Source organism: Caballeronia novacaledonica (genome assembly GCF_900258035.1).
Lineage (GTDB): Bacteria > Pseudomonadota > Gammaproteobacteria > Burkholderiales > Burkholderiaceae > Caballeronia > Caballeronia novacaledonica.
The window spans coordinates 70626-95823 of record NZ_OGTP01000022.1; the positions used below are offsets into that span (position 1 = coordinate 70626).

Below are 25198 nucleotides of genomic sequence, written 5' to 3' on the forward strand. Positions count from 1 at the left end.
GCAAGGAGATCTCATGTCTTTCGACGACACGGAACGGCTGTCGAACGCCATCCGCTTTCTCGCCATCGACGCCATCGTGCGGGCGGGCGAAGGTCATCAGGGCGTGCCGCTCGGCATGGCGGAAATCGCCACGGCGCTGTTCACGCGGCACATGAAGTTCAATCCCGCCGATCCGCAATGGCCCGACCGCGACCGCTTCGTGCTCTCGAACGGCCACGGCTCGATGCTGCTCTACGCGCTCTTGCATCTCACGGGCTATGCGAACTTCGGCATCGAGCAGATCCGGACGTTCCGCGAAATGGGCTCGCATTGCGAGGGCCATCCGGAATTCGACACGGCTTCGGGCATCGAAGTGACGACCGGCCCGCTCGGGCAGGGCATCGCCAACGCGTTCGGCATGGCGGTGGCCGAGGCGTATCTCAACGCGAAGTTCGGCGCGGGCATCGTCGATCACTACACGTATGCGTTCGTCGGCGATGGCTGTCTACAGGAAGGCGTCGGACAGGAAATGATCTCGCTCGCCGGGCATCTGAAGCTCGGCAAGCTGATTCTGTGCTGGGACGACAACCGCATCACCGACGACGGCAGCACCGAACTCTCCATCAGCGAGAACGTGAGCGAGCGCTTTCGCGTGGCGGGATGGCATGTGATCGAGGTGGACGGGCACGATCTCGCAGCCGTGTCCGATGCGCTCGCGCAAGCGAAAGCCGATCCGCGCCCTTCGATGCTCGCATGCCGCACGACGATTGCCCGCGGCATTGCGCGTCTGCAAGGTCAGCGCGGCGGCCACAGCGGACGTCTCTTCGACAAGGACGCCGACGCCGCACGCAACGCGATGAACTGGCCGCATGCGCCCTTCGAGATTCCCGACGACGTGCTGCACGCGTGGCGCGAAGCGGGGCGGCGCAGCGAGGAGGAATATCGCGCGTGGCGTGAGCGTGTCGCTTCGCTGTCCGCGCAAGCGCGCGCGGAATTCGACCGCATCCAGGCAGGCGAATTGCCCGACGGCTGGCGGCAGACGCTGCAAGCGTACAAGCGCGATGCCGCGACGCGCGACGAAGCGCCGGGCGGCATCATGATTTCCGCCGAGATCAACGATCTCCTCGCGAACGTGCTGCCCGAGCGCATGGTGGGCTGCGCGGACCTCGAAGCGCCGACGAGCCACAAGCGCAGCCTGCGCGCGTTCACCGCCGAAGACCGTGGCGGCGCTTACGTGCATTGCGGCGTGCGCGAGCACGTCATGGGCGCGATGGCGAACGGCATGGCCGCGCACGGCGGCGTGATTCCGCTCACGGTCACCTATCTCGCCTTCTCCGACTACGAGCGCCCCGCGATGCGCATGGCCGCGCTCATGGGCCTGCCGGTGAAGTTCGTCTTCAGCCACGACTCGATCGGCGTCGGCAAGAACGGGCCGACGCATCAGCCCGTCGAGATTCTCGCGTCGCTGCGCGCGATGCCGAACATGCACGTGTTCCGTCCCGCCGATGCGGTCGAAGCCGCCGAATGCTGGGTGCTCGCCTACGAGCGCACGAACGGCCCGAGCACGATGGTCTTCGCGCGTCAGGCATTGCCGCTCGTGCGCACGACGCACGACGACGACAACCGCTCGGCGCGCGGCGGCTACGTGCTCGCCGAGGCGCAAGGCGGCGCGCGGCGCGTGACGCTCGTCGCGACCGGCTCCGAAGTCGCGCCGGCGCTCGCGGCGCGCGAGCAGTTGCAGGCGTCGGGCATCGCGACGGCGGTCGTGTCGATGCCTTGCTGCGAACTGTTCGACGAACAGGACGCGGCGTATCGATCGGACGTGCTCGGCGCGAACACCGTGCGTGTGGTGGTGGAGGCGGCGGTGCGTTTCGGCTGGGAACGCTACGTCGGCGAGCGCGGCGGCTTCGTCGGCATGAAGGGCTTCGGCGCTTCGGGACCGGCCGATGCGCTCTACGAACATTTCGGCATCACGCCGCGGCATATCGTCGAGGAAGTGAAGCGGCATCTTTGAATCCCGAACAGCAAGGAAAGAGCATGCAGAAGATCGTTTTTCTGGACCGCGAGACGCTCGCGCCGCAAATCCGCCTGAAGCGGCCCGCGTTCGAGCACGAACTCGTCGAGTTCGACCGCACCGCGCCCGATGAAGTCGTGACGCATCTCGCGGGCGCGAGCATCGCGATCACGAACAAGGTCGCGCTGACGGCCGAAGTGCTGGATCAGTTGCCGGAACTGAAGCTCATCGCCGTGGCCGCGACGGGCACCGATTGCATCGACAAGCGTGCGTGCGAGCAGCGCGGCATCGTGGTTTCGAACATTCGCGGCTATGCGGTGAACACGGTGCCCGAACATACGTTCGCGCTGATGCTCGCGCTGCGGCGCAATCTGATCGCCTATCGCGACGACGTGCTCGAAGGCGAATGGCAGAAGGCCGGACAGTTCTGCTTCTTCAATCACGCGATTCGCGATCTGGGCGGCGCGACGCTCGGCATCATCGGCGAAGGCGTGCTGGGGCAGCGCGTCGCGGAGATCGCCAAGGTGTTCGGCATGCGGCCGATTTTCGCCGCGCACAAGGGACGCGAAGGGCTCGGGCCGCTCTATACGCCGTGGGACGACATGCTCGCGACGAGCGATGTCATCACCATTCACAGTCCGCTCACGCCGCAAACGCGCGGCATGCTCTCGACGCCCGAGTTTCGCGCGATGAAAAAGAAGCCGCTCATCATCAACACGGCGCGCGGCGGGCTCGTCGATGAAGCGGCGCTCGTCGAGGCGCTCGACGAAGGCTGGATCAGCGGCGCGGGCTTCGATGTGCTGTCGACCGAGCCGCCCGCGCCCGGCAATCCGCTGATGCGCGTCGCGGGCCGGCCGAACGTGATCGTGACGCCGCATGTGGCGTGGGCATCGGATGAAGCGCAACAGACGCTCGCGGATCAATTGATCGACAACATCGCGGCGTTCGTCGCGGGCGCGCCCGTCAATGTCGTGCGCTGAACCGCAGGAGAGCGCTGCCATGAACGTGACATTCATCGGCCTCGGCGCGATCGGCTTGCCGATGGCGCAGCGGATCAAAGCCGTGGGCCACGCCGTGACGGGCGTGGATCTGTCGAACCGCGCGCGCGGGCTTGCGCAGGAAAGCGGCCTCGCCGCCGTCGATGGCTTCGAGGCCGCGCCCGCCGCCGACGTGGCCGTCGCGATGGTGGCGACGCCGCAACAACTGGCATCGCTCGTCGATAGTGTCGGTGCGAATCTTTCCGGCCAGACGTGGGTCATCATGTCGACGGTCGGCCCGGACGCCGTGCGTCGGGAAGGCGAACGGCTCTCGGCGGCGGGCGCGCGCGTGATCGACGCGCCCGTGACAGGCGGCACCGCGCGCGCGAAGCGCGGCGAACTCGTGATCTTCGCGGCGGGCGATGAAGGCGAGATCGACCACGCGCGCCCCGTGCTCGACGCGATGGGCAGCGTGCGCATCACAGGCACCAAGCTCGGCGACGGCCAGGCGATCAAGCTCGTGAACCAGCACCTGTGCTCGGTGCATATCGTGGCGGCGGCGGAGGCGCTGAATCTGGCGCGCTCGCTCGGCCTCGATCCGTCCGCCGTGCTCGATCTCGTCGAAAAAGGCGCGGCCGGTTCGTGGATGCTGAGCGATCGCGGGCCGCGCATGCTTCAAGGCATCGATGTGACAGTGACGAGCGCCATCGACATCTTCGTGAAAGACAGCGATCTCGTGGCCGCGGCCGCGCGGATGTGCGGCGCGGACGTTCCGCTGCTCGCCGTCGCCAATGCGCGCTATCGCGAGGCGGCGGACGCGGGGCTCGGCGCGCGGGACGACAGCCGGGTCATCGATACCTGGAAATGAGATCGGCGTGACACGCCGGCTGATCGCGGCCTCCAGAAGCACTATAGTTAAGGCTCACAAAAACGGAGGCACCATGTTCCCGTGCAAACGTCATTTCTGGGTCCGTGCAATTTTGTCCGCGTCCTTGCTTTACGTTCCGCTTACCCATGCCCAGCTCGGCAACCTGCTCGATCAGGGCAAGAGCAGTGGAGCCGGCGGCGCGCTCGGCAATCTCGGCGGATTGAGCAGCGGCATGTCGCTGGACTCGCTAAGCTCCGGCAGTACGAGCAACGTCGCGGGCGTGCTCGAATACTGCATCAAGAACAACTATCTCGGCGGCGGCGCATCGTCCGTCAAGGACGGGCTGATGAGCAAGCTCGGCGGTTCGGCGTCGAGCGACAGCGGATACACGAGCGGCGCCAAAGGCATCCTCGACAGCGGCAACGGCAAGCAGCTCGATCTGAGCGGCGGCGGCCTGAAGGAACAAGTCACGAAGCAGGTCTGCGACAAGATTCTCGCTCAGGGCAAATCCCTGCTGTAACCGCCACGCGCGACGCGCAGCGGTGTCTGTCCGGCATTGCTGCGCCGCACTGCGACTGCGCAACGCCGGCTTTCGCGGAATTCACTTGATGTTCTCGTCCCAGTAAGTCTCGATCTGCTTGACGAGCGTGGGCGGCAAGGAGACGTAGTGCTCGGCGTCGGCGTCGGCCTGCCCTTCGTTGAGCGCCCATTTGAAGAACGCGAGCGCGGCTTTGGACGCCGCCGGATCCTTCGCCTCTCGCGGCACGAGAACGAACACGACGCCGGTGATCGGCCATGCGTTTTCGCCGGGCGCGTCCGTCACGATCTGATAAAAGTCGGGCTGTTGAGTCCAGTCGGCTTCGGCGGCGGCCGCGCTGAAGGTCGCACGCGACGGCTGCACGATCGCCCCGCTCTTGTTCCGCACGGCCGTAAAGGCGAGATTCCGTTGCAGCGCGTAGGTCAGCTCGACATAACCGATCGCGCCTTCCACATTCTTGATGTACATCGCGACGCCATCGTTGCCGGCGGCGCCGACGCCGATCGGCCACTTCACCGACGTGCCCACGCCCACGCTGCCCTTCCACGAAGCGCTGCTCTGCGAGAGGAAGCTCACCCAGTTGAACGTCGTGCCCGAACTCTCGTTGCGATGCACGACGACGATCTTGAGATTCGGCAGGCTCACATCCGGATTGAGCGCGACGATGGCCGGATCATCCCAGCTCACGATCTTGCCGAGATAAATGCCGGCGAGAAGCGGCCCGGTCAGGCGAAGCTGACCCGGACCCACGCCCGGAAGATTGACGACGGGCACCACGCCGCCGATCACGACCGGAAACTGCGCCAGGCCCGCGGCTTTCAGTTCGTCGGGCGTGAGCGGCATGTCGGAGGCGCCGAACGTCACTTTCGCGGCCTTGATCTGCCGGACGCCGTTTCCCGATCCGGTCGGTTGATAAGCGACGCGCTGACCGGTCTTCGAATGGTACGTGTCCGCCCATTTCAGCAACAGCGGATAGACGAATGTGGAACCCGCGCCGGAAATCTCCGCAGCGAATGCGGCCGCTCCGTGGCACGCGGCGACGCAAAACGCGAAAGCAAGAAATAGCCGCTTCGACCCGGTCAGTTTCGTGTTCATCGTTGAGACCCTCGACATGCTTTGCGCGGTACGGAGCGATGCGTTCCGGATAAGGTTGCGCCCTCAAAGTCACTGTCTCTGATCTTAGGATGTGCGGACGATTTTCCCAATGCCATTGCGTTTTCGATCGCACGATCGGGAAGAGTGCCCGAATCGAACGAACGCTCGTATTTGCAGAGGAAATCGTCAGAACCTGTGCCGCACGCCGACGGTCGTTGCAATCTGATAGCGCGAGTTCGTCCCGCTCGGGCCGCCGACATTCACGATCGCGGCGGTCAGCGCGCCGTTCAACGCCTTCTGGTAGACGACGGCGCCATAGACATCCGTGCGCTTGCTGAGCGAATAGAGCAGACCGGCGTTGAACTGCAGCCAATGCGGATGCGGGCCTTCGCTGATATTGGCGATCGACGACGCGCCGCCCACATCGCCGATGCTGTAGATCGCCGCGATGCCCGCCACCAGCGCCGGCGTGAAACGGTATCGGCCATTGAGCTCGTAGTTGGACATCGAAAAGCTCGTGTGATCGGCATAGCGCAGGTGCGCGTAGGTATAGGCGCCGCCCAGCGTGAACGCGCCGAGCGCATAGGCGGCGCCCACCGCCGTCACTTCATGCGATGTCACCGGCCGCGTATAGAAGATGGCCGTCGGATTCGAATAATCTCCCACCACCGCGCCCGATGTATTGTTGCCATCCGTTCCGCCCGCCGACGGGTTGCTCAGATGAAAATGCCCGACGCCGAACGAGAAGGCATTGTGCGTATAGTTGCCGCCGACGCTCCACGCCCGGTTGTTCGCGAAGCCCGTGCCGCCCGGCCCCGCAGCCTGATTGCTGAACGCGTACAGGCCGCCCAGCGTGATGCCCCACAGCGTCGCGCTTTGATATTTCACCGCGTTGTTGATGCGAAACGTCGTGTAGAGATTGTCGATATCGCCGACATGCGCGCCGTATTGCGTGCCCCACTGCCGCGCCGACACGAACGGCCCGACGAAGTCCACGACGGATTCGTACTGACGCCCGAACGTGACCGTGCCCAGTTCCTTGTTGCCGAGCCCGGCATACGCCTGCCGTCCGAAGAGGCGTGAGCCTTGCAGCATCGTGCCGTTCGCGACGCTGAAGCCATTTTCCAGCACGAAGACCGCCGTGTTCCCGCCGCCCAGTTCCTCGACGCCGCGCAAGCCCCAGCGCGACGGCACGCCGACGCCGCTCGTCTCCTGAATCTTGCGTCCGCCGACGGCGCCCGCCTTCGGCGCGACGTTGTTGGCGTAGCTGATGCCCGCATCGACGAGGCCGTAGAGCGTGACGCTGCTTTGCGCGAACGCGGTTATCGGCGACAGCGCGACGAGTGCGCCCGTCAGCCGCATGAACTTCTTCATTCCGATCTCCTTTGATTCGTATGTCTAATTATTTTTGGCCGAGGCCGTTCTTCGACGAACGGCCTTGCCGATGAATCAGGCGGGTTCGTGTTCCGTCGTCGCGGCGCGCGTGCTTCGTCTGCGTGCGGCGATCGGCACGCCGACGACGAGCACGATCGCGGCAAGCGACTGAACCAGCGCAGCGGTCACGAATCCGCTCGTATAGCTGCCGGACACGTCGCGCACATAGCCCGTGAGCCAGGGCGTCAGAAAGCCCGCGAGATTTGCCACCGAGCTGATGAACGGCACGCCGAGCGTCATCGCGTTGCCTTGCAGATAACGCACGGGAATCTGCCAGAAGAGCGAGATGCCCGCACCCGTTCCGGCAAGCGCGAGGACGAGCGTGATGAACGTGAACGACCGGCTGCTATGCCACACGAAGACGAGCACCAGCAGACTCGCGACGCTGATCAGCGACGCGATTGCGCAATGCGCCCGGACATCGCGATAGCGGCTGGCGAAGGTCGAAAGCGCGATGTTGCCGAGCGCGCCGAGCACGCAGATCGCCGCAATCGCGTTGCCGATCGCGCTGTAGCCACCGAAGCCCGCTTCGTGAAGAATCGTCGGGATGAAAAAGCTGAGCGCCGAGTTCGCCGTCAGAATGCAGAAGTACGCGGCGGACAGCGTCCACACGAGCGGATTCGCGAGCAGCGAACCGGCGCGCGCGGTGCTCGGAGGCGCGTCGCCACGGTCGCGTTCGAGGTCGGCCTGCACGAGACGGCGTTGCTGCGGCGACAGCCAGCGCGCGCTGCCCGGTCCGTCCGTCAGCACGGCGAGCGCGATGCATCCCATCAGCACCGTCGGCACCGCTTGCAGCAGAAACATCCATCGCCAGCCGGCGATGCTGAACAGGCCGCTCATGTGCTCCAGCACGAAGCCGCCGGACAGGCCCACCGCCACGGTCGAACAGATCGCCGCCGAATGGAAGATGCTGAAGTTGCGCGTGCGCCGCTGCGACGGGAACCACTGGTTCATGTACAGGATGACGCCCGGATAGAAGCCCGCTTCGAAGGCGCCGAGCAGAAAACGCAGCACGTAGAACGTGGTCGTGTCGTGAACGAACATCATCGCGACGCTGGTGACGCCCCAGCCCAGCGCGATCGCCGAAATGGTCGTGCGCGCGCCGACGCGTTGCTGGATCATCGAACTCGGCACGCCGAACACCACGTAGCCGAGAAAGAACAAACCCGCGCCGAGGCCATACACGGTTTCGCTGAAGCGCAGGTCCGACAGCATCTGCAGCTTGGCGAAGGCGACGTTCGCGCGATCCACCCACGCGAGCAGCCATAGAACGAACAGAATCGGCATGATGCGCCATTCCGTGGCGCGATAGGCGTCGCGCAAAGCCCGGTCCGCATCCTTGCCGGCGAGCGGCGCGTCTGTTTCGAATACCGCATTCATCGATTTGTCTCCTGATTTGCAGGTCCGTCTCGTCGTCCGGAGGCGGTCAGTCCCATTTCGCCGGCAGCACTTGCGCGCGGTTCTCGCCGAAGCCGATGCGCGCGTAACCGGGACGCTCGCACCATCCGCTCATCACGACCGCATCGCCGTCTTCGAGGAAGGCGCGCGTCTCGCCGGTCGGCAGATGGATCGGCGCGTGGCCCGCCTGCGTCAATTCGATCAGCGCGCCCGCCTCGTCGCGCGACGGGCCGGAGATCGTTCCGCTTCCGAGCAGATCGCCACTCCGAAGATTGCAGCCCGCGACCGTGTGATGCGCGACCATCTGCGCGAGCGTCCAGTATTGATGGCGGAAGCTGGTGCGCGAGAGGCGCGTTGGCGGCAGGGCGTCGCGGCGATGCATCGCGGTTTCGAGCGCGACTTCGAGCCGGATATCGAGCGCGCCGCTTTCTTCAAGCACAGCCGACGACAAATAAGGCAGCGGCTGCGGATCCTCGGCGGGCCGCGTCCACGACGTGCGATACGGCGCGAGCGCATCCATCGTGACGATCCACGGCGACAAGGTCGTCGCGAAGCTCTTCGCGAGAAACGGTCCGAGCGGCGTCGATTCCCACGCCTGGATATCGCGCGCGGACCAGTCGTTGAGCAGGCACAGTCCGAACACGTGGTCCTCGGCCGACGCGACCGGAATGCGTTCGCCCTGCGGGTTGCCCACGCCGATAAAGATGCCCAGTTCGAGCTCGTAATCGAGCCGCTCGCACGGCCCGACGTCCGGCACGTGCGCACCCGCCGCCATGCGTTGACCGCAGGGCCGTCGAACCTTCTGGCCGGAAAGCCCGATGCTCGACACGCGCCCGTGATACGCGACCGGCATCCACTGAAAATTCGGCGACACCGCGCCGTCCGGACGCAACAGCTTCACGATGTTGCGCGCGTGATCGATCGACGTATAGAAGTCCGTGTAGTCGCCGATCCGCGCGGGCAGGCCATATTCCACGCTCGCTTGCGGCACGAGGCAGCGTTTGGCCGCGTCTTGCGGACCGCCGGAGCCGAACAGCGCGAAGAGCGCATGGCGAAGCGCGCGCCACGCGTGCTTGCCCATGTCGAAGAACGCGTTCAGCGCGGGCTGCGCGCAGGCGCGCGCGGCATCGGCTGCGAGTCCCGAGAAGACGCCGGCTTCGCTCAGCGCGGCGAGGTCGATCACCTGATCGCCCAGCGCGACGCCGCCGCGAAACGCCTCGTTCGTCCCCGCGCGGCGGAACACGCCGAACGGCAGGTTCTGCAACGGAAACGGCGTGCCGGCGTCGTTGGCCGATGCGAGCCAGCTTTTCGCGCCGATGTCGTGCGAATGGTCAGACTTCATCGAACTCACCGCGCAGGCTCTTGCGGCTCAGCAGGATCTTGCGTTGTCTGAGCGCGTGGATCATCGCCGGATCGACATTGCGCTCCATCAGCAGTTCGATGTTGTGCTCGCCCTGAAACGCCGGAATGCCCGGCTGCGGCAAGGTCGCGCCGCTGAAGCGCCAGGGCGGTCCGGGCATGCGCATCGTGCCGCCCGTGCGGTCGTCGACATTGACGATCGCGCCCCAGTCGGCGGCCCACTCCGACTCGGCCAGCTCGCGCGTGCTGCGCACCACGCCGATGGCCAGTCCCTGCTCGCTGACCTGCGCCTGAAGCTCGTCGAGATCGTTGAAGGTGAGAATCCACGCGCGCACTTCGGCGAGCAGCGCTTCCAGGTTCTGACGGCGCAGCAGCGCGGTCGCGAAGCGCGGATCGCCCAGGAGGTCCGTGCGGCGCATCATCGAGCAGAAACGCACGAACATCGGCGAATAGATCGGGCTTGCCGCGATCGTCACCTGACGTCCGTCGGGCAGCGTGAAGATGTGCGATTCCGGCGCGCTCAGCGCAGGCGGCTCGCCGTTCGTGTCGACGCCCGCGAGTTGCGCGCCGGCGCGTTCGTTGACGGCGAGCATGGTCGCGGCCATCGACACGTCGACGTGCTGGCCCTCGCCCGTGCGGTCCCGCTGCGCGAGCGCGGCGAGCACGGCGATCGCGCCATGCAGGCCGGTGTAGACGTCGGCGTGGCTGCACGCGTCGTTCATGAGCGCGTCGGGCGCGTGGCCGTAGTGCTCGCGCAGGATATCGGTGAGACCGGTTTCCGCCTGCACGGTCGGCGCGAACGCCGGACGGTTGCGCCACGGGCCCGATTGCCCGTAACCGCTCATCGACACATAGACGACGGCCGGATTGAACTCGCGCACCTGCTCGTAGCCGAGGCCGAAGCGCGCGAGCGTGCCCGGCCGGAAGTTTTCGACGATGACATCCGCTTCGCGGCACAGGTCGGTCACGATCGCGCGGGCTTCGGGCCAGTTGAGGTCGAGGCTCAGATTGCGCTTGCCCGCGTTCTGCTGCGCGTAATAGACCGACATCGTGCCGATGTGCGGTACGCCGCCGCGTCCCGAATCGCCGCCGGGCGGCTCGATCTTGGTGACTTCGGCGCCCAGGTCGCGCAGCGTCTTCGTGCACAAGGGGCCCGCCAGAACACGCGTGAAGTCGATGACTTTCAGTCCGTCAAGAGGCGCGCCCATATCAGTTCCCCTCGAAGACGGCCGAACCGGGGCCGGATTTCGCGAATGCGGCGAGTCCGCGTTTCTGGTCGGCGCTCGCCCACATCATGTTGTTCACGTCGGTCTGTTGCGCGTCCGCGCCCGCGATGCCATGACGCGCCGACAGATTCGCCAGCGTCTTGATGCCGCGCAGCGCGACGGTCGGGCCGGAAGCCAGTTGCCGCGCCCACGACATCGAGACGGACGGCAGCTCCGCTTCCGCCGCGACGAGATTGACGACACCCCAGCGTTCGAGCGCCGCGGGATCGTGGCGGCGTCCGAACATCGCCATTTCCTTCGCGCGCGCCGGGCCGACGCGCTGCACCACACGCTGCACGCCGCCCAACAGCGGCAGCAGGCCGAGCGAGGCTTCGGCCATGCCGAAGAAGGCGGTGTCGGCCGCGACGATCATGTCGCAGGTCAGCGCGAGTTCGAAGCCGCCGCCGAGGGCGCCGCCATGCACGGCGGCAACGGAAGGAAGCGGCACGTTTTCGAGCGCGTCGAGCAGCGCGTCGAGACCGGCCTGATCGCGCCGGCGGCCGCCGTTGGCGAAGCCCGCGACATCCGCGCCCGCGCAGAAATGGCGCATGCCGCTGCGCAACAGGATCGACCGGCAACCCGACTCGACCGCCTTTCCGTAAGCATCGAGCAGATCTCTGAGGAATGTGTCCTCAATCAGATTGTGAGGTGGCTTCGACATCGTGACGACGCCGACCGCGCCGTCCTTTTCAAACACGACCGTGCTCATTTGTCTTCCTGCATGTGAGTCCGACTTCACGTCGGGCGAACGGATTGAAACGATCCCGATGTCCAGTAGGATTCCGAATGATCGTCTCGCCAGCCGGGCGCGAGGACTTGCGTATCTGACTCTTCGCTCGCGTTAACCGGATCGATCTGGAGGTGATGATAACAGTGTTAACTTGGAAGCAAATCAGGGTAATCCCGCGATTTCGTCACGCTTGCCGCACGTTGCCGTCAGCGAAGGCGCGCACCTATAATTTCTTCCCGTCCATGAACGAGATGCCGCCGAATCGTGAGCCCGAAAATCTCCGCCGATGTGCCCTATCACCACGGAAACCTGCGCGAAGCCCTGATTGCCGAAGGCCGGCGTGCGCTGGAGGATGTCGGCGCGCATGAGTTGAGCCTGCGCTATCTCGCCCGCGCGGTCGGCGTTTCGGAAGCGGCGCCGTCGCGTCACTTCGCGGGCAAGGAAGGCTTGCTGGCCGCGATCGCCGCCGACGGCTGGCGCGATCTCGCCGCTTTGCGCCGCGAAATCCTCGGCGCCGACAATACCGCGATGACCGCCGCGTATCGCATGCTGCGCGTTTATGTCGAGTTCGCGCAGAGCCACAAAGGTTTGTTCGACCTGATGGTGGGACCGCGCATCGTCGCGCGCGATTCGTATCCCGAGCTCACCGAGGAAGGCTCTATTTCGTTCAGGCTGTTCGCCTCGTCGGTCGAGCAGGCCGCGCGCGAAAACGGCTGGCCCGAAAGCACGCTGACGCTCGTCACGCACGCGGCGTGGAGCATCGAGCACGGCCTCGCCACGCTCATTCTTTCCGATCGCGTGCCGCGCTCGGATCTTCCGGTGCAGATCGATCACATCATTCACTTTTCGATCGGCATGTTCCTGAGCGCGGTCGCGGCCGGACCCGCGCATCTGGAAAGCATGCTCGACCAGCTTCCCGCGATGAACGGCAACGCCCGCGCCGCCGCATCAAAAACGTGACTCGCTCACCATCTCGGCGCGACGTCCGCCAGTTGCGCAACGCCGCGCCCGAACGAGAAGTTCTCGATGGGCACCGGCACGAGCGCGATGAACACATCGTCGGGTGACACGCCTACGTCGCGTTCGAGGAGCCGCGTGATCGCGGCCAGCAGCGCCTTCTTGTCCGACGCGGGCCGATGCGCGCCGATCATCACCGTGACGATCATCGCGTTCTCGCTTCGCTTCATCTCCATGAACGTGGGGTCGATGAAGAGTTCGTCGTCGCCATGTTCGCTGAGCACGATGAAGCGGTCGCCCTTCGGAATGTTCAGCGCATCCACCAGCGACTGATTGAGCGCGTTGCCCATCGCGATCTTCTGCTCGCGCGTGAAGCGGCCCTTCGGAATGTGAGCGTGAAATACAGGCATGCGAAGTCTCCGTGTGCATGAAGTTTCGATGACACCGTCGTTCGATATGGAACGCGGTTGCGCCCTCTATCTTGTCAATACGTTGATATGCGCATATTATGATCGTGAATCCGGTTTGACAAGCACCTCGACGATCCGGGTTCATCCGCGAGCGAGATCACATGACGACACGACGACAGCCGATTGAAGACATCGACGGACTCTGCAACTGCCTTGCCGCGCGCAAGGCATCGCGCTATTTGACGGCTATTTACGATCAGGCGCTCGCGCCCGCGAACCTGCGCGCGACGCAGTTCTCCATCCTTTACAAGCTCGCCAGGAATGGGCCGCTGACAATCGGCGAACTCGCGGCCGTCATGGCGATGGATCGCACGACGTTGTCGTCGAATCTCAAGCCGCTCGAACGCGAGGGATTGCTCGGCATGGTGCCCGGCGAGGATCGGCGGGTGAAGAAGGTCGTGATCGCCGATGCGGGCATCGCGCGGTATCGTCAGGCGTTTCCGCTCTGGCAGGCCGTGCAGGACGAGTTCGAAAGCCAGTACGGCGAAAAACGTGCGACCGCACTGCGCAACTCGCTGCGCAAGGTGCTGACGAGCGGCTTCGATCCTTGGGGCGAGAGCGAAACCGCCGCCGCAGCATCCAATGAATAAGAAGCGCGCAGCCGAGACGTACTCGAAGATGATCGCCGATCGAGCGCGATCGAATAGACACCCGGAGCACACGCGATGACCGAACCTCTCTATCTGGACGATCTGAAAGCGGGCATGCAGTTCGACTCGCCGACATTCCTCGTGAGCGAAGGAGACATTCGCCGCTTCGCATCGGAATTCGATCCGCAGCCATTTCACCTCGACGAAACCGCCGCGAAAACATCCGTGTTTCGCGGCCTCGCCGCGAGCGGCTGGCATACCGCGGCGCTCACGATGCGTCTGCTCGTGTCGGGCGGATTGCCGCTCGCGGGCGGTATCGTGGGCATGAGCGTGGAACTCGGATGGCTCAGGCCGGTGCGTCCCGGCGACGTGCTGCGCGTCGTCAGCACCGTGCAAGATGTGCAGCGATCGAGATCGAAGCCGTCGCAAGGCATCGCGACCGTGATGTCCGAAACGATGGACGAATCCGGCGAAGTCGTGCAGCGCCTCGTGTCGAAACTGCTCGTCACGGCGCGCGACGCATAACTGCGCGATCTAGATGACGCCGTTGCTGCGCAGCGTTTCCACTTTCGCGCCGGACAGGTCGAGCCAGGCGTCGAGCACTTCGTCGGTATGTGCGCCGAGCGTCGGCGGAACATGACGATACTGCACGGGAGATTCGGACAGCCGGATCGGATTCGCGACGAGCGGCATCGTCTGCGATAACGGATGCGCCATCTCGATGCGCATCTCGCGCGAGCGCACATGCTCGTCCGCGAATACCTTGTCGATGGTATTGACCGGCCCGCACGGCACGCCCGCCGCTTCCATGATTCCGATCCATTCGCTCGTCGTGCGAGTCGGCGTGACGTCACGCATCAACGCGATCAATGTGGCCCTGTGCTCGACGCGTTGCGGATTGCGCGAGAAGCGCTCGTCGCGGCCCCATTCGGGTTTGCCCAGCGCTTCGCAGCATCGGGCGAACTGGCCGTCGTTGCCGACCGCGATAATCATGTAACCATCGGCAGTGGGGAAATCCTCGTACGGCACGATGCTCGGATGCGCGTTGCCCATGCGCCCCGGCACCACGCCGCCGATCAGATAGTTGGCAGCCTGATTCGCGAGGCACGCGATCTGCACGTCCAGTAACGCGAGATCGATGTGCTGACCTTTGTCCGTGCGTTCGCGATGCGCGAGCGCCGCCTGGATCGCGACTGTCGCGTAGAGACCGGTCATGATGTCCGTGAGCGCCACGCCCACTTTCACCGGGCCTTCGCCGGCGCTGCCATCGGCGCGGCCGGTGAGGCTCATGAGCCCGCCCATGCCCTGCATCAGAAAGTCGTAGCCCGCGCGGGCGGCATACGGGCCGGTCTGTCCGAAGCCCGTGATCGAGCAATAGACAAGGCGCGGATTCACTTCGATAAGGCTCGCGTAATCCAGCCCGTATTGCGCAAGACCGCCGACCTTGAAGTTCTCGATGAGCACATCGGCCTTCTCGACGAGACGGCGAATCAGCGCCTGTCCTTCCGGCTGACCGAGGTCGATCGTCACGGAGCGCTTGTTCCGGTTCGCGGCGAGATAGTAGGCGGATTCGCCTGTCGGTTCGCCATCGGCGCCGGCGAGCCAGGGCGGTCCCCAGGCGCGCGTATCGTCGCCGGTTCGCGGACGCTCGATCTTGATCACGTCCGCGCCGAGGTCCGCGAGCAACTGTCCGGCCCAAGGTCCGGCGAGCACGCGGGAGAGATCGAGAACGCGCAGGCCCGCGAGCGCGCCTTCTTGCAAGGATGGATTCATGGCGTGGTCTTGTATTTCATCGGATTGGACGTGCGATCTGTGCGGAAATCGCAAGTCATGTGCGACAACGAGAAGTCTTTCCCGCAATTTAAGGCGAACACACGCGCATCACAACCGACTTGTTTTCATTGACCTGTGCGAAGATCGCACAATAGAACAAACGCCCTCGTCATCATGCGCCGAAAGATCCCCTCCACCGCTGCGCTCTCCGCGTTCGAAACGGCGGCGCGCCATCAGAGCTTTACCAAGGCCGCCGACGAACTCGCCGTGACCCAAAGCGCGATATGCCGGCAGATCGCTTCACTCGAAGACTTCCTGGGCCTCAGGCTGTTTCGACGCGACCGGCGCGGCGTCGCGCTGACGGAGGCGGGACTGGCCTACAGCCGCAAGGTGACGGCGCTGCTCGACGAGGCCGAGCGCGACACGCTGGAGTTGATGGCCAAGGGCGGTCAGGGCGGCACGCTCGAACTCGCGGTCGTACCGACATTCGCGACGAAGTGGCTCCTGCCCCGCTTGCCGGACTTCATCGAAGCGCATCCCGACATCACGATCAACCTGACTGCGCGCACACGGCCGTTTCTCTTCGCCGACACCGGGTTCGACGCGGCGATTCATCCGGGCACCGCGCCCTGGCCGGGAACGGAGAGCGAGTGGCTGATGCAGGAAACGTTGATCGCAGTGTGCAGCCCGCAACTCGTCGCGCCGCGAAAAAAGCTGACGGCCGCGGACTGGCGGCGTCATACCCTGCTCCAGCAGAGCACGCGCCCTTATGCGTGGCGCGAATGGTTCGCTTCGCGCGGCATGTCCGTCGATGGCGACATGTCCGGCCCGCGCTTCGAACTCTTCTCCATGCTGACGGAAGCGGCCATTCACGGCATGGGCATCGCGCTGATTCCGCGTTTGCTCATCGACGACGAGTTGCGGCGCGGCGTGCTCGTTCAAGCCGCCGCGCATGAAATGCCGGGCGATCGCTCGTATTACTTGATCGTGCCCGAAAGCAAGGTGCACGACTCCGCGCTGCTCGCGTTCCGATCATGGATCGCGCGGCAGGCGGAACGGCACAGGCAAGCGCTCAATGCTCGACGGCCTTGATGGCCAGCATGCCCGTCTGCGCGTAGAACTCCTGCATCGCGAAGGCTTCGCGCTCCCGCTGCGCGCGCGCGCCGCGATCCAGCATCGAGAAAATCCAGATGCCGGCGAAGGCGAGCGGCACCGAGATCAGCGCGGGATTGTCGAGCGACACCAGCGCGTGCGTCTGATGCAGCACGTCGACCCATACGGACTTCGAGAACAGCGTCAGCAAGACGGCGCAGACGAGCCCGAGACCGCCGCCCACAACGGCTCCGCGTGTCGTCATGCCGCGCCAGAATATCGACGAGACCAGCACCGGAAAGTTTGCGCTCGCCGCAACGGCGGCCACGAGGCCAACGAGAAACGCCACGTTCACGTGCTCGAAGAGAATGCCGAGCCCGATCGCCACGACGCTCAACATCAGCGTCGAGATGCGTGAGATGCGCATTTCCCGCGCTTCGGTGCCCTTGCCGCGCGCGAGCCAGCAGGCGTAGAGATCGTGCGAGACCGTGGTCGCTCCCGAGAGCGTGAGGCCCGCGACAACCGCGAGGATCGTCGCGAAAGTGACGGCGGCGATGAAGCCGTAGAACAGATTGCCGCCCACGGCCTGCGCAAGCTTGACCGCGACCATGTTCGAGCCGCCGAGCAGATCGCGCGTGAGGCTGAAGTGTCCGTCCACGGCGGTCTTGAAGAACTCGGGATGCTGCGCGAGCAAGGTGATCGCCGAGAAGCCGATGATGAACGTCAGCAGATAAAAATATCCGATGAACCCGGTCGCGATGAACACGGACTTGCGCGCTTCCTTCGCGCTCGGCACCGTGAAAAAGCGCATCAGGATGTGCGGAAATCCGGCGGTGCCGAACATCAGCGCAATGCCCAGCGACAGCGCGTTGAGCGGATCCTTCAGCAGCTTGCCGGGCCCCATGATGCTCAGTTCGCCCGGATGAACCTCGACTGCGCGCCGGAACATCTCCTCCGGACTGAAGCCGAACTGCGCAAGCGCGATGATCGCCATGAACGTCGCGCCGCCCAGCAACAGCACGGCCTTGATGATCTGTACCCACGTGGTCGCGGTCATGCCGCCGAAGAACACGTAGACCACCATCAGCGCGCCGACGGCGACTTCGGCCATCCAGTACGGCAAGCCGAACAGCAACTGAATCAGCTTCCCCGCGCCGACCATCTGCACGACGAGATAGAAGATCACGACGACGAGCGATGTGCTGGCGGTCAACAAACGGATCGGCGCCTGTTCGAAGCGATACGCAACGACATCGACGAAAGTGAATTTGCCGAGATTGCGCAAGGGTTCGGCGAGCAGAAACATCACGAACGGCCAGCCGACGAGAAAGCCGATCGAATAGATGAGCCCATCGAAACCGAACAGGAACACCATGCCGGAAAGGCCCAGGAACGACGCCGCCGACATGTAATCGCCGGCGATGGCAAGTCCGTTCTGAAAGCCCGTGATACCGCCGCCCGCGCTATAGAAATCCTTCGTGGTGCGCGTCCTGCGCGCGGCCCAGCGCGTGATGCCGAGCGTGACCAGCACGAACAGCAGGAACGTGCCGATCGCGACGGGATTCAGATCGACATGATCCGGCACCGGACCTTCGATGGATGAAGCATGAGCGAGCGCGGACATCGAAGCGAGCGTTGCGCCCTGAAGAAAGCGACCGAATTTCATGGTCAGTCTCCTTGCGGTGCGGCGGCGATCAGCGCGCGCATCGACGGATCGAAGATGCGGTTCGCGCGCAGAACATACCAGCCGGTCAGGCTGACGGCGATGAGAATCACGCCGACGCCCGCGACGATGCCCATGCTCGTCGTGGCGCCCGCATACAGCGGACGCGCCAGCATATGCGGCGCCAGCGCGACGAACAGGATGAAGCTGTAGTACGTGAGAATCATCAGGGCGGTCAGCATGAAGCTGAAGCGCCGGCGCGAGGCGACGAGCCGCTTGTAAGCGGAACTCGCCTTCGTCTGATCGATGTGGATTTGCTGCATGGATGTCTCCTTCCTGCTTTCTGATAATGTTTCGGATATCGAATTATTATTTTTTTGCCTTACCGCCGCTCACCCGATCGCCACCCGCGCCAATGCCTGCCGCATGTCGCGCTCGAAGCGATTCACGATGTCCGCGAGCGGTTCGATACGATCGACGAACGCGAGCGATTGCCCCGCCGACAGCAAGCCTTTCGACCAGTCGCCGGTGACGTAGGCATCGCGGCCGATCTTCCCGGCGACGAACGGCAGCAAATCCTGAATGGTCACGTTCGGATTGCGCGCCTCGATCTCGATCACGGCGGCCGTGGTTTCGTTGCGCAGCGAGCGCACCGTGTTGCGCACGGAATGCATGCACAGATCGGTGTCGGTGGGACCGGCTTCCACCAGCCGGCGCTTGTAGTCGTCGTGCGCCCAGATCTCTTCGGCCACGGCGAAACGCGTGCCGACGACCACGCCCGATGCGCCCATCGCGAGCGCGGCGGCGAGTTGCGAGCCACGGCCGATGCCGCCGCCGATGAGGTAAGGAATCTCCAGATGGCTCTCGGCCCATGCCGCGTTCACGAACGATCCGACCATGTCGAGCCCCGGATGCCCGCCGCATTCCGCGCCGACGATCGCGACCGCATCGACACCGACCGAGGCCGCCTTCACCGCGAATCGCACCGACGGCACCTTGTGCAGCACCTTCACGCCGGCGCTTTTCAGAAACGGCATGAATTCATGCGGATTGCGGCCGGACGTTTCGACGAACCGCACGCCTTCATCGACGATCAGCTCGAAAACTTCCTGCGTCTTTTCGCCGGGCACGAGCTTCGGCAGCATCGACACGTTGACGCCGAACGGGCCGCCTTCGCACAGATCGCGGCATCGGCGGATTTCGTCGCGCAACGCTTGCGGCTCGGGAAAGCTCGCCGCCGTGATGAAGCCGATGATGCCCGCACGCGACGCAGCGGCGACATAGTCCGCGTCGGCGAGCCACATCAGGCCGCCCGCGACGATCGGCAGGCGTGTGCCGAAAAGCTCGGTGACGGCGTTCGAAAAAACAGGCTGATTCATGGTGTGTTCTCCTTGAACGCTCAGACGACGCCTTCGGATTTCAGTCGCGACAGTCGTTCTTCGGACAGCCCGAGCAGCGACCGGAGAACGTCATCGGTACCTTCGCCGAGTTGCGGCGGCCCGCTTCGCACGGGCAGACGCGCTCCGTCGAAGCGATACGGCGGCGCGAGCACGTGCGTGTCGCCGGCTTCGGGATGCGCGTAGGTCGTCACGAGTCCGGCTTCCGACGCGCGTTTCGACGTGAGCGCCTCGTGAAGTCCGAGCACTTCGCCGCACGGAATGCCCGCGCCGACCAGACGCTCGAGCAGCACTTGCCGCGCGTGCATGCCGATCGCGCGCTTGAGCTCGGGTACGAGCACGTCGCGATTCGCGGCCCGGACGATGTTCGTGCGAAAGCGCTCGTCATCGACGAGATCCGGGCGTTCGATCACCTCGCGGCAAAAGCGCTCGTACTGGCGATTGGTGCCGACCGCGATCACGAGCGGCCCGTCTTGCGCGTCGAACACGCCGTACGGCACGATCGACGGATGCGCGTTGCCGTAGCGCGGCGGGTCGCTGTCGAGCTTCATCGACTCCAGCCCGCAGTACGACGTGATCATCAGTCCGCAATCGAAGAGCGCCATCTCGATGTGACGTCCTGCGCCGGTCTTCTGGCGCTCGAAAAGCGCGGCGAGCACGGCTTGCGCGGAATACATGCCGGTGAACAGATCGACGGCGGCGATGCCGAATTTGAGCGGCGGCTGGTCGGCGTTGCCGTTCATCGCCATCAGTCCCGCCTCGCCCTGAACCACGATGTCATAGCCGGGACGCGCCGCTTCCGGTCCGTGGCGATCGTATCCGGCGATCGACAGATAGATGAGATCGTCGCGTCCTTCCCTGAGCTGCTCGTAACCGAGACCGAGCTTTTCCGCGCCGCCGAACTTGAAGTTCTGCAGCACGACATCGCTTTGCCTGGCGAGGTCCCGCGCGATTTGCTGACCTTCCGCCGTTTGCAGATCGAGGCACACCGAACGCTTGTTGCGATTGACGCTGTTGAAATACGTCGTCTCCGTCGCGCCGACGCGCAGGCCCCAGTCGCGCGTGTCGTCACCGCGCGTCGGGTGCTCCACCTTGATGACTTCGGCGCCGAGATCGCCGAGCACCATCGCGCACCAGGGTCCCGCGAGCACGCGCGACAGGTCGAGCACGCGCACGCCGGCGAGCGGTAAAGCGGCATTCATTTTCGACATGGCGAATTCCTCTCAGTCGGACTGCGCAACGGCGCCGAGACGCAACGCGGCGAAATCGGCGGGCCGTTTGCCGAAGAAGGCGTTGATGCCTTCGGCGGCCTCGTCGTCGCCGAGCGACTCCACCATGTAGCGCGCTTCGAGGTCCAGTTGCGCATCGACGGAGTTCTCGCCCGCGCGACGGCACAGCGCCTTGATCCGGCTGATCGCGCGCTCGGGACCGGCCGCGAGCGTCCGGGCGAAACCGAGGGCTTCCGCGAGCGCGGCGCCCGGCTCCGCGAGGCGATTCACCGCGCCCAGCGCCTGCATGCGTTCGCCCGTCACGGGCTTGCCGGTCAGGCACAGTTCGGTGAGCAATTGCCGCGACACGACCCCGGACAGAAACGCGGTCGCGCCGCCATCGGGCGACAGTCCGACCTTCACGTACGCCACCGAAAACGACGCGTTGCGCGCCGCGACCAGCATGTCGCACGCGAGCGCGATCGAAAGGCCCGCGCCGGCGGCCGCGCCTTCCACGGCCGCGATCACCGGCTTGCCGCAATCGCGGATCGCGCGGATCATGCCGTGCAGACTTTCGATGCCTTCGCGCCGCTCGGACGGCGTCATCGCGCGCCGTTGCGCGAGGCGGTTCAGATCGCCGCCCGCGCAGAACGTCGCGCCTACGCCCGTCAGCACGATCGCGCCGACGCCGCTATCGCGCTGCGCCGCGTCGAGCGCCGCCGGAAGCGCCTTGTACGTCTCGCCGGTGAGCGCGTTGCGCGCGGCCGGATTGTTGAAGGACAGCACCTGCACCGCGCCGTCGCGGCGCGCAAGAATCGGTTCGTTCATGGCTTCAGTTCCTGCCGAATTGATGGAAAGCGCTCAATAGATTTCGAAGAGCCCGGCGGCGCCCATGCCGCCGGCGATGCACATCGTGACGACGGCGTACTTCACGCCGCGACGACGGCCTTCGATGAGCACGTGTCCCGCGAGGCGCGCGCCGGTCGTGCCGAACGGATGGCCGATGGAAATCGCGCCGCCATTCACGTTGAGACGTTCCGACGGAATTTCGAGCCGCTGCTGACAGTAGAGCGCCTGCGAAGCGAAGGCTTCGTTGAGTTCCCACAGGCCGATGTCGTCGACCGTGAGACCGTGGCGTGCGAGCAGCTTCGGCACCGCGAGCACGGGACCGATGCCCATTTCGTCCGGCTCGCAGCCCGCCACCGCGAAACCGCGGAATGCGCCGAGCGCGGTGAGGTTCGCGCGCTCGGCGGTTTTGGCTTCCATCATCACGCAGGCGGATGCGCCGTCGGACAGTTGCGACGAGTTGCCCGCCGTGACGAACTTGTCCGGGCCTTTGACGGGCGCGAGATGAGCGAGCGCTTCGCAGGTCGTGCCGGGGCGGTTGCAGGTGTCGCCGGATACGGTCACCTCGCGGTATTTGACGGCACCGGTTTCCTTGTCGGTGACGGCCATCGTCGTCGTGACGGGCACGATCTCGTCGGCGTAACGTCCGGCGAGCTGGGCTTCCTCCGTGCGGCGCTGGCTCTGCGCCGAGAAGCGATCCTGCGCTTCGCGGCTGATGCCGTAGCGCCGCGCGACGATATCGCCGGTGTCGATCATCGCCATATAGACCTCGGGCTTGTGCTCGACGATCCACGGATCGAGCCCGCTCACGCCGTCCTCGCGGGTGCGCAGGCCGGAGATGCTTTCGACGCCTCCGGCGATGATCGCCGGCGCGCCATCGACGACGATGCGGCCCGCCGCCATCGCGATCGCCTGCAGGCCGGACGCGCAGAAGCGCGTGATGGTCGTGCCCGCGATCGACAGCGGCAAACCCGCGCGGATCACGGTCTGGCGCGCGATATTGCGGCCCGTGATGCCTTCCGGATAACCACAGCCGAGGATCGCGTCCTCGAACATCTCCGGATCGACGCCCGAGCGTTCCACGGCGGCGCGCACGGCGAACGAAGCGAGCGTGGGACCGGGCGTGACGTTGAATTCGCCGCGATGCGCTTTGGTGAGCGGCGTGCGCGCGGTGGATACGATGACGGCTTCTCGCATGCGTAGTAATCCTAAGTCGATAACGAAAGATAAAACTCGAACGGATCAGGCGAAGGCTTTCAGAAAATCGGGCTTCCCGCGCGATGGATCGCTTCCGGGGTCATCGCCCTTGTCTCCGTGTATTTGCTGTGAGGCGATTGTGGAATGCGAATTTCGCCTTGCCAATCCAAGTGGCAATTGACGAACTGTTAACTGAGAATTGACATCGACGGCCGCGCGGCCCGATCGAACTCAGGACCAGGTCTGCGCGAGCGCCGTGATTTCGGTGCGCAGAAAGTCGATCAGCGCCTGCGTCGCGGGCGACGGAAAGCGGTTGGGCAGCGTCACGATATAAAGCGTGTTCAGCGGTCCCGCGACACGGTATTGCGGCAGGAGGCGCACGAGCCCGCGGCTCGAAGGCGCATGCGGCACATAGGCCGGCAGAAGGCCGACGCCCATACCGGCGCACGTCGCTTCCGCGAGAAAGGGAAAGTCCGACGACTGCAGCGCGGGCTGCATCGTGATGGCGTGGACGTCGGCTTCGTTCTGCCGATGCGTGAGCGTCATCGTGATGCGCCGGTCCGGATGCGGCGACGCGACGAGCGCGAGCCTTTCGAGATCGGCGGGCGATTCGATCGGCCCGTGTTTTTCGACGTAATCCGCCGACGCGTACAGGCTCCAGTCGAACGAGCAGATATTGCGCGCCACGCAGTCCAGCGGCGGCGTGCGCGTGATCCGCAACGCCACGTCGACTTCCGATGCGATCAGATCCTCGATGCTGTTGTTGAACGTCACGTTCAGCGTGATGCCCGGATGCGCGTGCGCGAATTCGAGCAGCTTCGGTCCGATGAACATTCTGCCGAAGCCCGTCGGCACGCTCACGCGCACACGCCCGGTCAGCGACTGCCCGAGATCGTCGATCGATGCGCGCGCCGCCTTGAGATCTTCCAGCATGCGCAGGCCGCAATCGTAGAGCGTGTGGCCGGCCTGCGTGAGTTCGAGGTTGCGCGTCGAGCGGCGCAGCAGTTGCGCGCCCGTTTCGCGTTCCAGCAACTTGAGCCGCTGACTGATGTTCGCGCGCGTCATGCCGAGCTTGCGCGCGGCGGCGCTCAGGCTGCGTGAATCGACAATCTCGACGAACAGGCCGATGAGGTTCAGGTCCATGAGGAACGTTTTCTCAGGGTCAGCGCTTGCGGCGCCGTCCGTCCAGCGCGAAGTTCCCGAGCAGCGTTTTCCGGCTCGCCGCCAGTATTTCCTCGCCGAGCGCCGGATTCGCGCCGCCGGTCGCCCGCGACAGAATGAGCGCGCCGACCATCTCGCTATAGAACGCGAGCGCCTTGCGGCGGGCTTCGTCGTGTTGCGCGCCTTCGCCGCGCTGTTCGGCGATGAGCGCGGTCAGCGTGCCGATCATCGTCTCGAAGCCGCTCGCGAAGTGCGATTGCGCCTCGGGCCCGAGGCGGCGCACGTCGGCGGTGAGTCCGGCCACCGCGCAACCCTGCTCGATATCGCCGCAATGCGCGCCGGACAGGTAGAAGTCCACCTGCCGTTTCAGGCGATTGCCGCCGCGCCCGACCGGTGCGTCGAGGGCTTCCTTCAGGTCGCGATTCGCCTTGTCCATCGCATTCGCGACGACCGCGGCGGCCAGCGCTTCCTTCGATTCGAAGTGGTTGTAGAAGCCGCCCTGGGTAAACCCTGCGGCTTTCATCAGCGCGCTCAGCCCGACGCCGTCGATGCCGTGTTCACGGAACAACTTCTCCGACGCCGCGATGATCGCCTTGCGATTCTCCGCCGCCTGCTGTTTCGAGACACCCATCGTCAAGGCTCCGCATCGTTCATCGATCGATTATAGCGCCCTTAAAAAAATACAATGTCGATCACCATCGTCTTGGGAAGCCGTCATGACTACATCCACCGAAGCCGCCAACAAGAGCCTCGTGCTCGAGGCTTTCGACACGCTCTTCAAGCAGCGCGACTACGCCGCCGCCGGGCGCTTCTGGTCGCCCGGCTACATTCAGCACAGCGCGCAGCGGACTGCCGATGTTCGGCCATCGCTTTCCGCAGTAAGCGAATCGATCATGTCGGTCCATCGGTCGAAATGCGCGCTGAATTCAACGCCCGTTTCATCGCCGGCTGACATTGCCGTGGATCGGTCGCGGGTAGTTCACTTCGAGCGATCCGGCAGCCGCGAACATCGCGCCGCATGCCAGCGCGAGCGCCGCCGCTGCGCGCGTGCGGCGCGCTCGTCATCAGCGCCTTGATGTTCGGCGACTGGAACAGGCCGAAACCGGCTCCGCAGAGCGCCACTCGCGCCGCGATGCCGTACACGGACGGTTCCCGATGTCTTCATTGTTCGGCGCGCCGCTCGGAAA

At 65.0% G+C, this 25198-nt stretch carries 25 protein-coding genes and 1 pseudogene; 9 read left to right on the plus strand and 17 right to left on the minus strand.

Features of this window, described 5'->3' with window-relative positions; translation table 11 throughout:
- The first annotated feature begins 13 nt into the window (after window positions 1-13).
- From tkt to NOV72_RS25070, 4 genes are all read left to right on the plus strand, one after another.
- Window positions 14-1993: a transketolase gene (gene tkt / locus NOV72_RS25055; protein ID WP_106857245.1), complete on the plus strand. Its 1980-nt coding sequence runs from the start codon at window positions 14-16 to the stop codon at window positions 1991-1993.
- Window positions 1994-2016: 23 nt separating this feature from the next.
- Window positions 2017-2973 (plus strand): D-2-hydroxyacid dehydrogenase, encoded by a 957-nt coding sequence (locus tag NOV72_RS25060; RefSeq protein WP_106857281.1) that lies wholly within the window; start codon window positions 2017-2019, stop codon window positions 2971-2973.
- Window positions 2974-2992: 19 nt separating this feature from the next.
- Window positions 2993-3838, plus strand: a complete 846-nt coding sequence (locus tag NOV72_RS25065; protein ID WP_106857282.1) for an NAD(P)-dependent oxidoreductase — start codon at window positions 2993-2995, stop codon at window positions 3836-3838.
- A gap of 73 nt (window positions 3839-3911) precedes the next feature.
- Complete coding sequence (locus NOV72_RS25070) at window positions 3912-4358, plus strand: YjjA family protein (protein WP_106857246.1); 447 nt, start codon at window positions 3912-3914, stop codon at window positions 4356-4358.
- An 81-nt stretch (window positions 4359-4439) separates the two neighbouring features.
- On the opposite strand, the gene pstS is transcribed toward NOV72_RS25070, so the two are convergent.
- The 6 genes from pstS to NOV72_RS25100 all read right to left on the minus strand — a co-directional run bounded on the left by pstS (window position 4440) and on the right by NOV72_RS25100 (window position 11636).
- Window positions 4440-5471, minus strand: coding sequence for a phosphate ABC transporter substrate-binding protein PstS (gene pstS, locus NOV72_RS25075; protein ID WP_106857247.1), 1032 nt, complete (start codon window positions 5469-5471; stop codon window positions 4440-4442).
- A 186-nt stretch (window positions 5472-5657) separates the two neighbouring features.
- The gene (locus NOV72_RS25080) at window positions 5658-6845 is read right to left on the minus strand and encodes a porin (protein ID WP_106857248.1); all 1188 of its coding nucleotides are present in this window, start codon (window positions 6843-6845) and stop codon (window positions 5658-5660) included.
- Between the two features lie 75 nt (window positions 6846-6920).
- On the minus strand, window positions 6921-8285 hold the full coding sequence (locus tag NOV72_RS25085) for an MFS transporter (protein WP_106857249.1): 1365 nt from the start codon (window positions 8283-8285) through the stop codon (window positions 6921-6923).
- A gap of 46 nt (window positions 8286-8331) precedes the next feature.
- Complete coding sequence (fahA, locus tag NOV72_RS25090; protein ID WP_106857250.1) at window positions 8332-9645, minus strand: fumarylacetoacetase; 1314 nt, start codon at window positions 9643-9645, stop codon at window positions 8332-8334.
- Window positions 9635-10870 (minus strand): CaiB/BaiF CoA transferase family protein, encoded by a 1236-nt coding sequence (locus NOV72_RS25095; protein ID WP_106857251.1) that lies wholly within the window; start codon window positions 10868-10870, stop codon window positions 9635-9637. The genes fahA and NOV72_RS25095 overlap by 11 nt, the downstream gene beginning before the upstream one ends.
- A gap of 1 nt (window position 10871) precedes the next feature.
- Window positions 10872-11636: an enoyl-CoA hydratase/isomerase family protein gene (locus NOV72_RS25100; protein WP_106857252.1), complete on the minus strand. Its 765-nt coding sequence runs from the start codon at window positions 11634-11636 to the stop codon at window positions 10872-10874.
- Between the two features lie 285 nt (window positions 11637-11921).
- Between NOV72_RS25100 and NOV72_RS25105 the strand changes: the two genes are divergently transcribed.
- Window positions 11922-12617: a TetR/AcrR family transcriptional regulator gene (locus NOV72_RS25105; RefSeq protein WP_106857253.1), complete on the plus strand. Its 696-nt coding sequence runs from the start codon at window positions 11922-11924 to the stop codon at window positions 12615-12617.
- Between the two features lie 5 nt (window positions 12618-12622).
- Here NOV72_RS25105 and NOV72_RS25110 read toward each other — a convergent pair whose 3' ends face one another.
- Window positions 12623-13024, minus strand: coding sequence for a tautomerase family protein (locus tag NOV72_RS25110; protein ID WP_106857254.1), 402 nt, complete (start codon window positions 13022-13024; stop codon window positions 12623-12625).
- A 161-nt stretch (window positions 13025-13185) separates the two neighbouring features.
- Between NOV72_RS25110 and NOV72_RS25115 the strand changes: the two genes are divergently transcribed.
- Entirely contained in the window at window positions 13186-13674 is a 489-nt protein-coding gene (locus NOV72_RS25115; RefSeq protein ID WP_106857255.1) for a MarR family winged helix-turn-helix transcriptional regulator, read from the plus strand.
- 75 nt (window positions 13675-13749) lie between these two features.
- Window positions 13750-14199 carry a MaoC family dehydratase gene (locus NOV72_RS25120; protein WP_106857256.1) on the plus strand — a complete coding sequence of 150 codons (450 nt, stop codon included), beginning with the start codon at window positions 13750-13752 and terminating at the stop codon, window positions 14197-14199.
- 9 nt (window positions 14200-14208) lie between these two features.
- Here the strand turns inward: NOV72_RS25120 and NOV72_RS25125 are convergent, their stop codons facing one another.
- On the minus strand, window positions 14209-15447 hold the full coding sequence (locus tag NOV72_RS25125; protein ID WP_106857257.1) for a CaiB/BaiF CoA transferase family protein: 1239 nt from the start codon (window positions 15445-15447) through the stop codon (window positions 14209-14211).
- 174 nt (window positions 15448-15621) lie between these two features.
- On the opposite strand from NOV72_RS25125, the gene gcvA reads away from it, so the two are divergent.
- Window positions 15622-16539: a transcriptional regulator GcvA gene (gcvA, locus tag NOV72_RS25130; protein WP_106857258.1), complete on the plus strand. Its 918-nt coding sequence runs from the start codon at window positions 15622-15624 to the stop codon at window positions 16537-16539.
- Here gcvA and NOV72_RS25135 read toward each other — a convergent pair.
- From NOV72_RS25135 to NOV72_RS25170, 8 genes are all read right to left on the minus strand, one after another.
- A complete protein-coding gene (locus NOV72_RS25135; RefSeq protein ID WP_106857259.1) occupies window positions 16520-18205 on the minus strand; it encodes a cation acetate symporter in 1686 nt (561 codons plus the stop codon). The genes gcvA and NOV72_RS25135 overlap by 20 nt on opposite strands.
- 2 nt (window positions 18206-18207) lie before the next feature.
- Window positions 18208-18525 carry a DUF485 domain-containing protein gene (locus tag NOV72_RS25140; protein WP_106857260.1) on the minus strand — a complete coding sequence of 106 codons (318 nt, stop codon included), beginning with the start codon at window positions 18523-18525 and terminating at the stop codon, window positions 18208-18210.
- 69 nt (window positions 18526-18594) lie between these two features.
- Window positions 18595-19581, minus strand: a complete 987-nt coding sequence (locus NOV72_RS25145) for an NAD(P)H-dependent flavin oxidoreductase (protein ID WP_106857261.1) — start codon at window positions 19579-19581, stop codon at window positions 18595-18597.
- A 20-nt stretch (window positions 19582-19601) separates the two neighbouring features.
- Window positions 19602-20810 (minus strand): CaiB/BaiF CoA transferase family protein, encoded by a 1209-nt coding sequence (locus NOV72_RS25150; RefSeq protein ID WP_106857262.1) that lies wholly within the window; start codon window positions 20808-20810, stop codon window positions 19602-19604.
- A gap of 12 nt (window positions 20811-20822) precedes the next feature.
- Window positions 20823-21635, minus strand: coding sequence for an oxepin-CoA hydrolase, alternative type (locus tag NOV72_RS25155; RefSeq protein WP_106857263.1), 813 nt, complete (start codon window positions 21633-21635; stop codon window positions 20823-20825).
- Window positions 21636-21668: 33 nt separating this feature from the next.
- Window positions 21669-22850, minus strand: a complete 1182-nt coding sequence (locus NOV72_RS25160) for an acetyl-CoA C-acyltransferase (protein ID WP_106857264.1) — start codon at window positions 22848-22850, stop codon at window positions 21669-21671.
- A gap of 231 nt (window positions 22851-23081) precedes the next feature.
- Entirely contained in the window at window positions 23082-23993 is a 912-nt protein-coding gene (locus NOV72_RS25165) for a LysR family transcriptional regulator (protein WP_106857265.1), read from the minus strand.
- Between the two features lie 19 nt (window positions 23994-24012).
- On the minus strand, window positions 24013-24642 hold the full coding sequence (locus NOV72_RS25170) for a TetR/AcrR family transcriptional regulator (RefSeq protein WP_106857266.1): 630 nt from the start codon (window positions 24640-24642) through the stop codon (window positions 24013-24015).
- An 85-nt stretch (window positions 24643-24727) separates the two neighbouring features.
- Here NOV72_RS25170 and NOV72_RS25175 point away from each other — a divergent pair, with 85 nt between their 5' ends.
- On the plus strand, window positions 24728-25087 hold the full coding sequence (locus tag NOV72_RS25175; protein ID WP_106857267.1) for a hypothetical protein: 360 nt from the start codon (window positions 24728-24730) through the stop codon (window positions 25085-25087).
- Here NOV72_RS25175 and NOV72_RS32840 read toward each other — a convergent pair.
- Window positions 25041-25160, minus strand: a pseudogene (locus NOV72_RS32840) (MFS transporter); the annotation flags it as partial. The gene NOV72_RS25175 and the pseudogene NOV72_RS32840 sit on opposite strands and share 47 nt — an antisense overlap.
- Between the last annotated feature and the right edge of the window lie 38 nt (window positions 25161-25198).

Coding starts and splice junctions, on each gene's coding strand:
- tkt (WP_106857245.1), top strand. CDS start 14: ATGTCTTTCGACGACACGGAACGGCTGTCGAACGCCATCCGCTTTCTC.
- NOV72_RS25060 (WP_106857281.1), top strand. CDS start 2,017: ATGCAGAAGATCGTTTTTCTGGACCGCGAGACGCTCGCGCCGCAAATC.
- NOV72_RS25065 (WP_106857282.1), top strand. CDS start 2,993: ATGAACGTGACATTCATCGGCCTCGGCGCGATCGGCTTGCCGATGGCG.
- NOV72_RS25070 (WP_106857246.1), top strand. CDS start 3,912: ATGTTCCCGTGCAAACGTCATTTCTGGGTCCGTGCAATTTTGTCCGCG.
- pstS (WP_106857247.1), bottom strand. CDS start 5,471: ATGAACACGAAACTGACCGGGTCGAAGCGGCTATTTCTTGCTTTCGCG.
- NOV72_RS25080 (WP_106857248.1), bottom strand. CDS start 6,845: ATGAAGAAGTTCATGCGGCTGACGGGCGCACTCGTCGCGCTGTCGCCG.
- NOV72_RS25085 (WP_106857249.1), bottom strand. CDS start 8,285: ATGAATGCGGTATTCGAAACAGACGCGCCGCTCGCCGGCAAGGATGCG.
- fahA (WP_106857250.1), bottom strand. CDS start 9,645: ATGAAGTCTGACCATTCGCACGACATCGGCGCGAAAAGCTGGCTCGCA.
- NOV72_RS25095 (WP_106857251.1), bottom strand. CDS start 10,870: ATGGGCGCGCCTCTTGACGGACTGAAAGTCATCGACTTCACGCGTGTT.
- NOV72_RS25100 (WP_106857252.1), bottom strand. CDS start 11,636: ATGAGCACGGTCGTGTTTGAAAAGGACGGCGCGGTCGGCGTCGTCACG.
- NOV72_RS25110 (WP_106857254.1), bottom strand. CDS start 13,024: ATGCCTGTATTTCACGCTCACATTCCGAAGGGCCGCTTCACGCGCGAG.
- NOV72_RS25115 (WP_106857255.1), top strand. CDS start 13,186: ATGACGACACGACGACAGCCGATTGAAGACATCGACGGACTCTGCAAC.
- NOV72_RS25120 (WP_106857256.1), top strand. CDS start 13,750: ATGACCGAACCTCTCTATCTGGACGATCTGAAAGCGGGCATGCAGTTC.
- NOV72_RS25125 (WP_106857257.1), bottom strand. CDS start 15,447: ATGAATCCATCCTTGCAAGAAGGCGCGCTCGCGGGCCTGCGCGTTCTC.
- gcvA (WP_106857258.1), top strand. CDS start 15,622: ATGCGCCGAAAGATCCCCTCCACCGCTGCGCTCTCCGCGTTCGAAACG.
- NOV72_RS25135 (WP_106857259.1), bottom strand. CDS start 18,205: ATGAAATTCGGTCGCTTTCTTCAGGGCGCAACGCTCGCTTCGATGTCC.
- NOV72_RS25140 (WP_106857260.1), bottom strand. CDS start 18,525: ATGCAGCAAATCCACATCGATCAGACGAAGGCGAGTTCCGCTTACAAG.
- NOV72_RS25145 (WP_106857261.1), bottom strand. CDS start 19,581: ATGAATCAGCCTGTTTTTTCGAACGCCGTCACCGAGCTTTTCGGCACA.
- NOV72_RS25150 (WP_106857262.1), bottom strand. CDS start 20,810: ATGTCGAAAATGAATGCCGCTTTACCGCTCGCCGGCGTGCGCGTGCTC.
- NOV72_RS25155 (WP_106857263.1), bottom strand. CDS start 21,635: ATGAACGAACCGATTCTTGCGCGCCGCGACGGCGCGGTGCAGGTGCTG.
- NOV72_RS25160 (WP_106857264.1), bottom strand. CDS start 22,850: ATGCGAGAAGCCGTCATCGTATCCACCGCGCGCACGCCGCTCACCAAA.
- NOV72_RS25165 (WP_106857265.1), bottom strand. CDS start 23,993: ATGGACCTGAACCTCATCGGCCTGTTCGTCGAGATTGTCGATTCACGC.
- NOV72_RS25170 (WP_106857266.1), bottom strand. CDS start 24,642: ATGGGTGTCTCGAAACAGCAGGCGGCGGAGAATCGCAAGGCGATCATC.
- NOV72_RS25175 (WP_106857267.1), top strand. CDS start 24,728: ATGACTACATCCACCGAAGCCGCCAACAAGAGCCTCGTGCTCGAGGCT.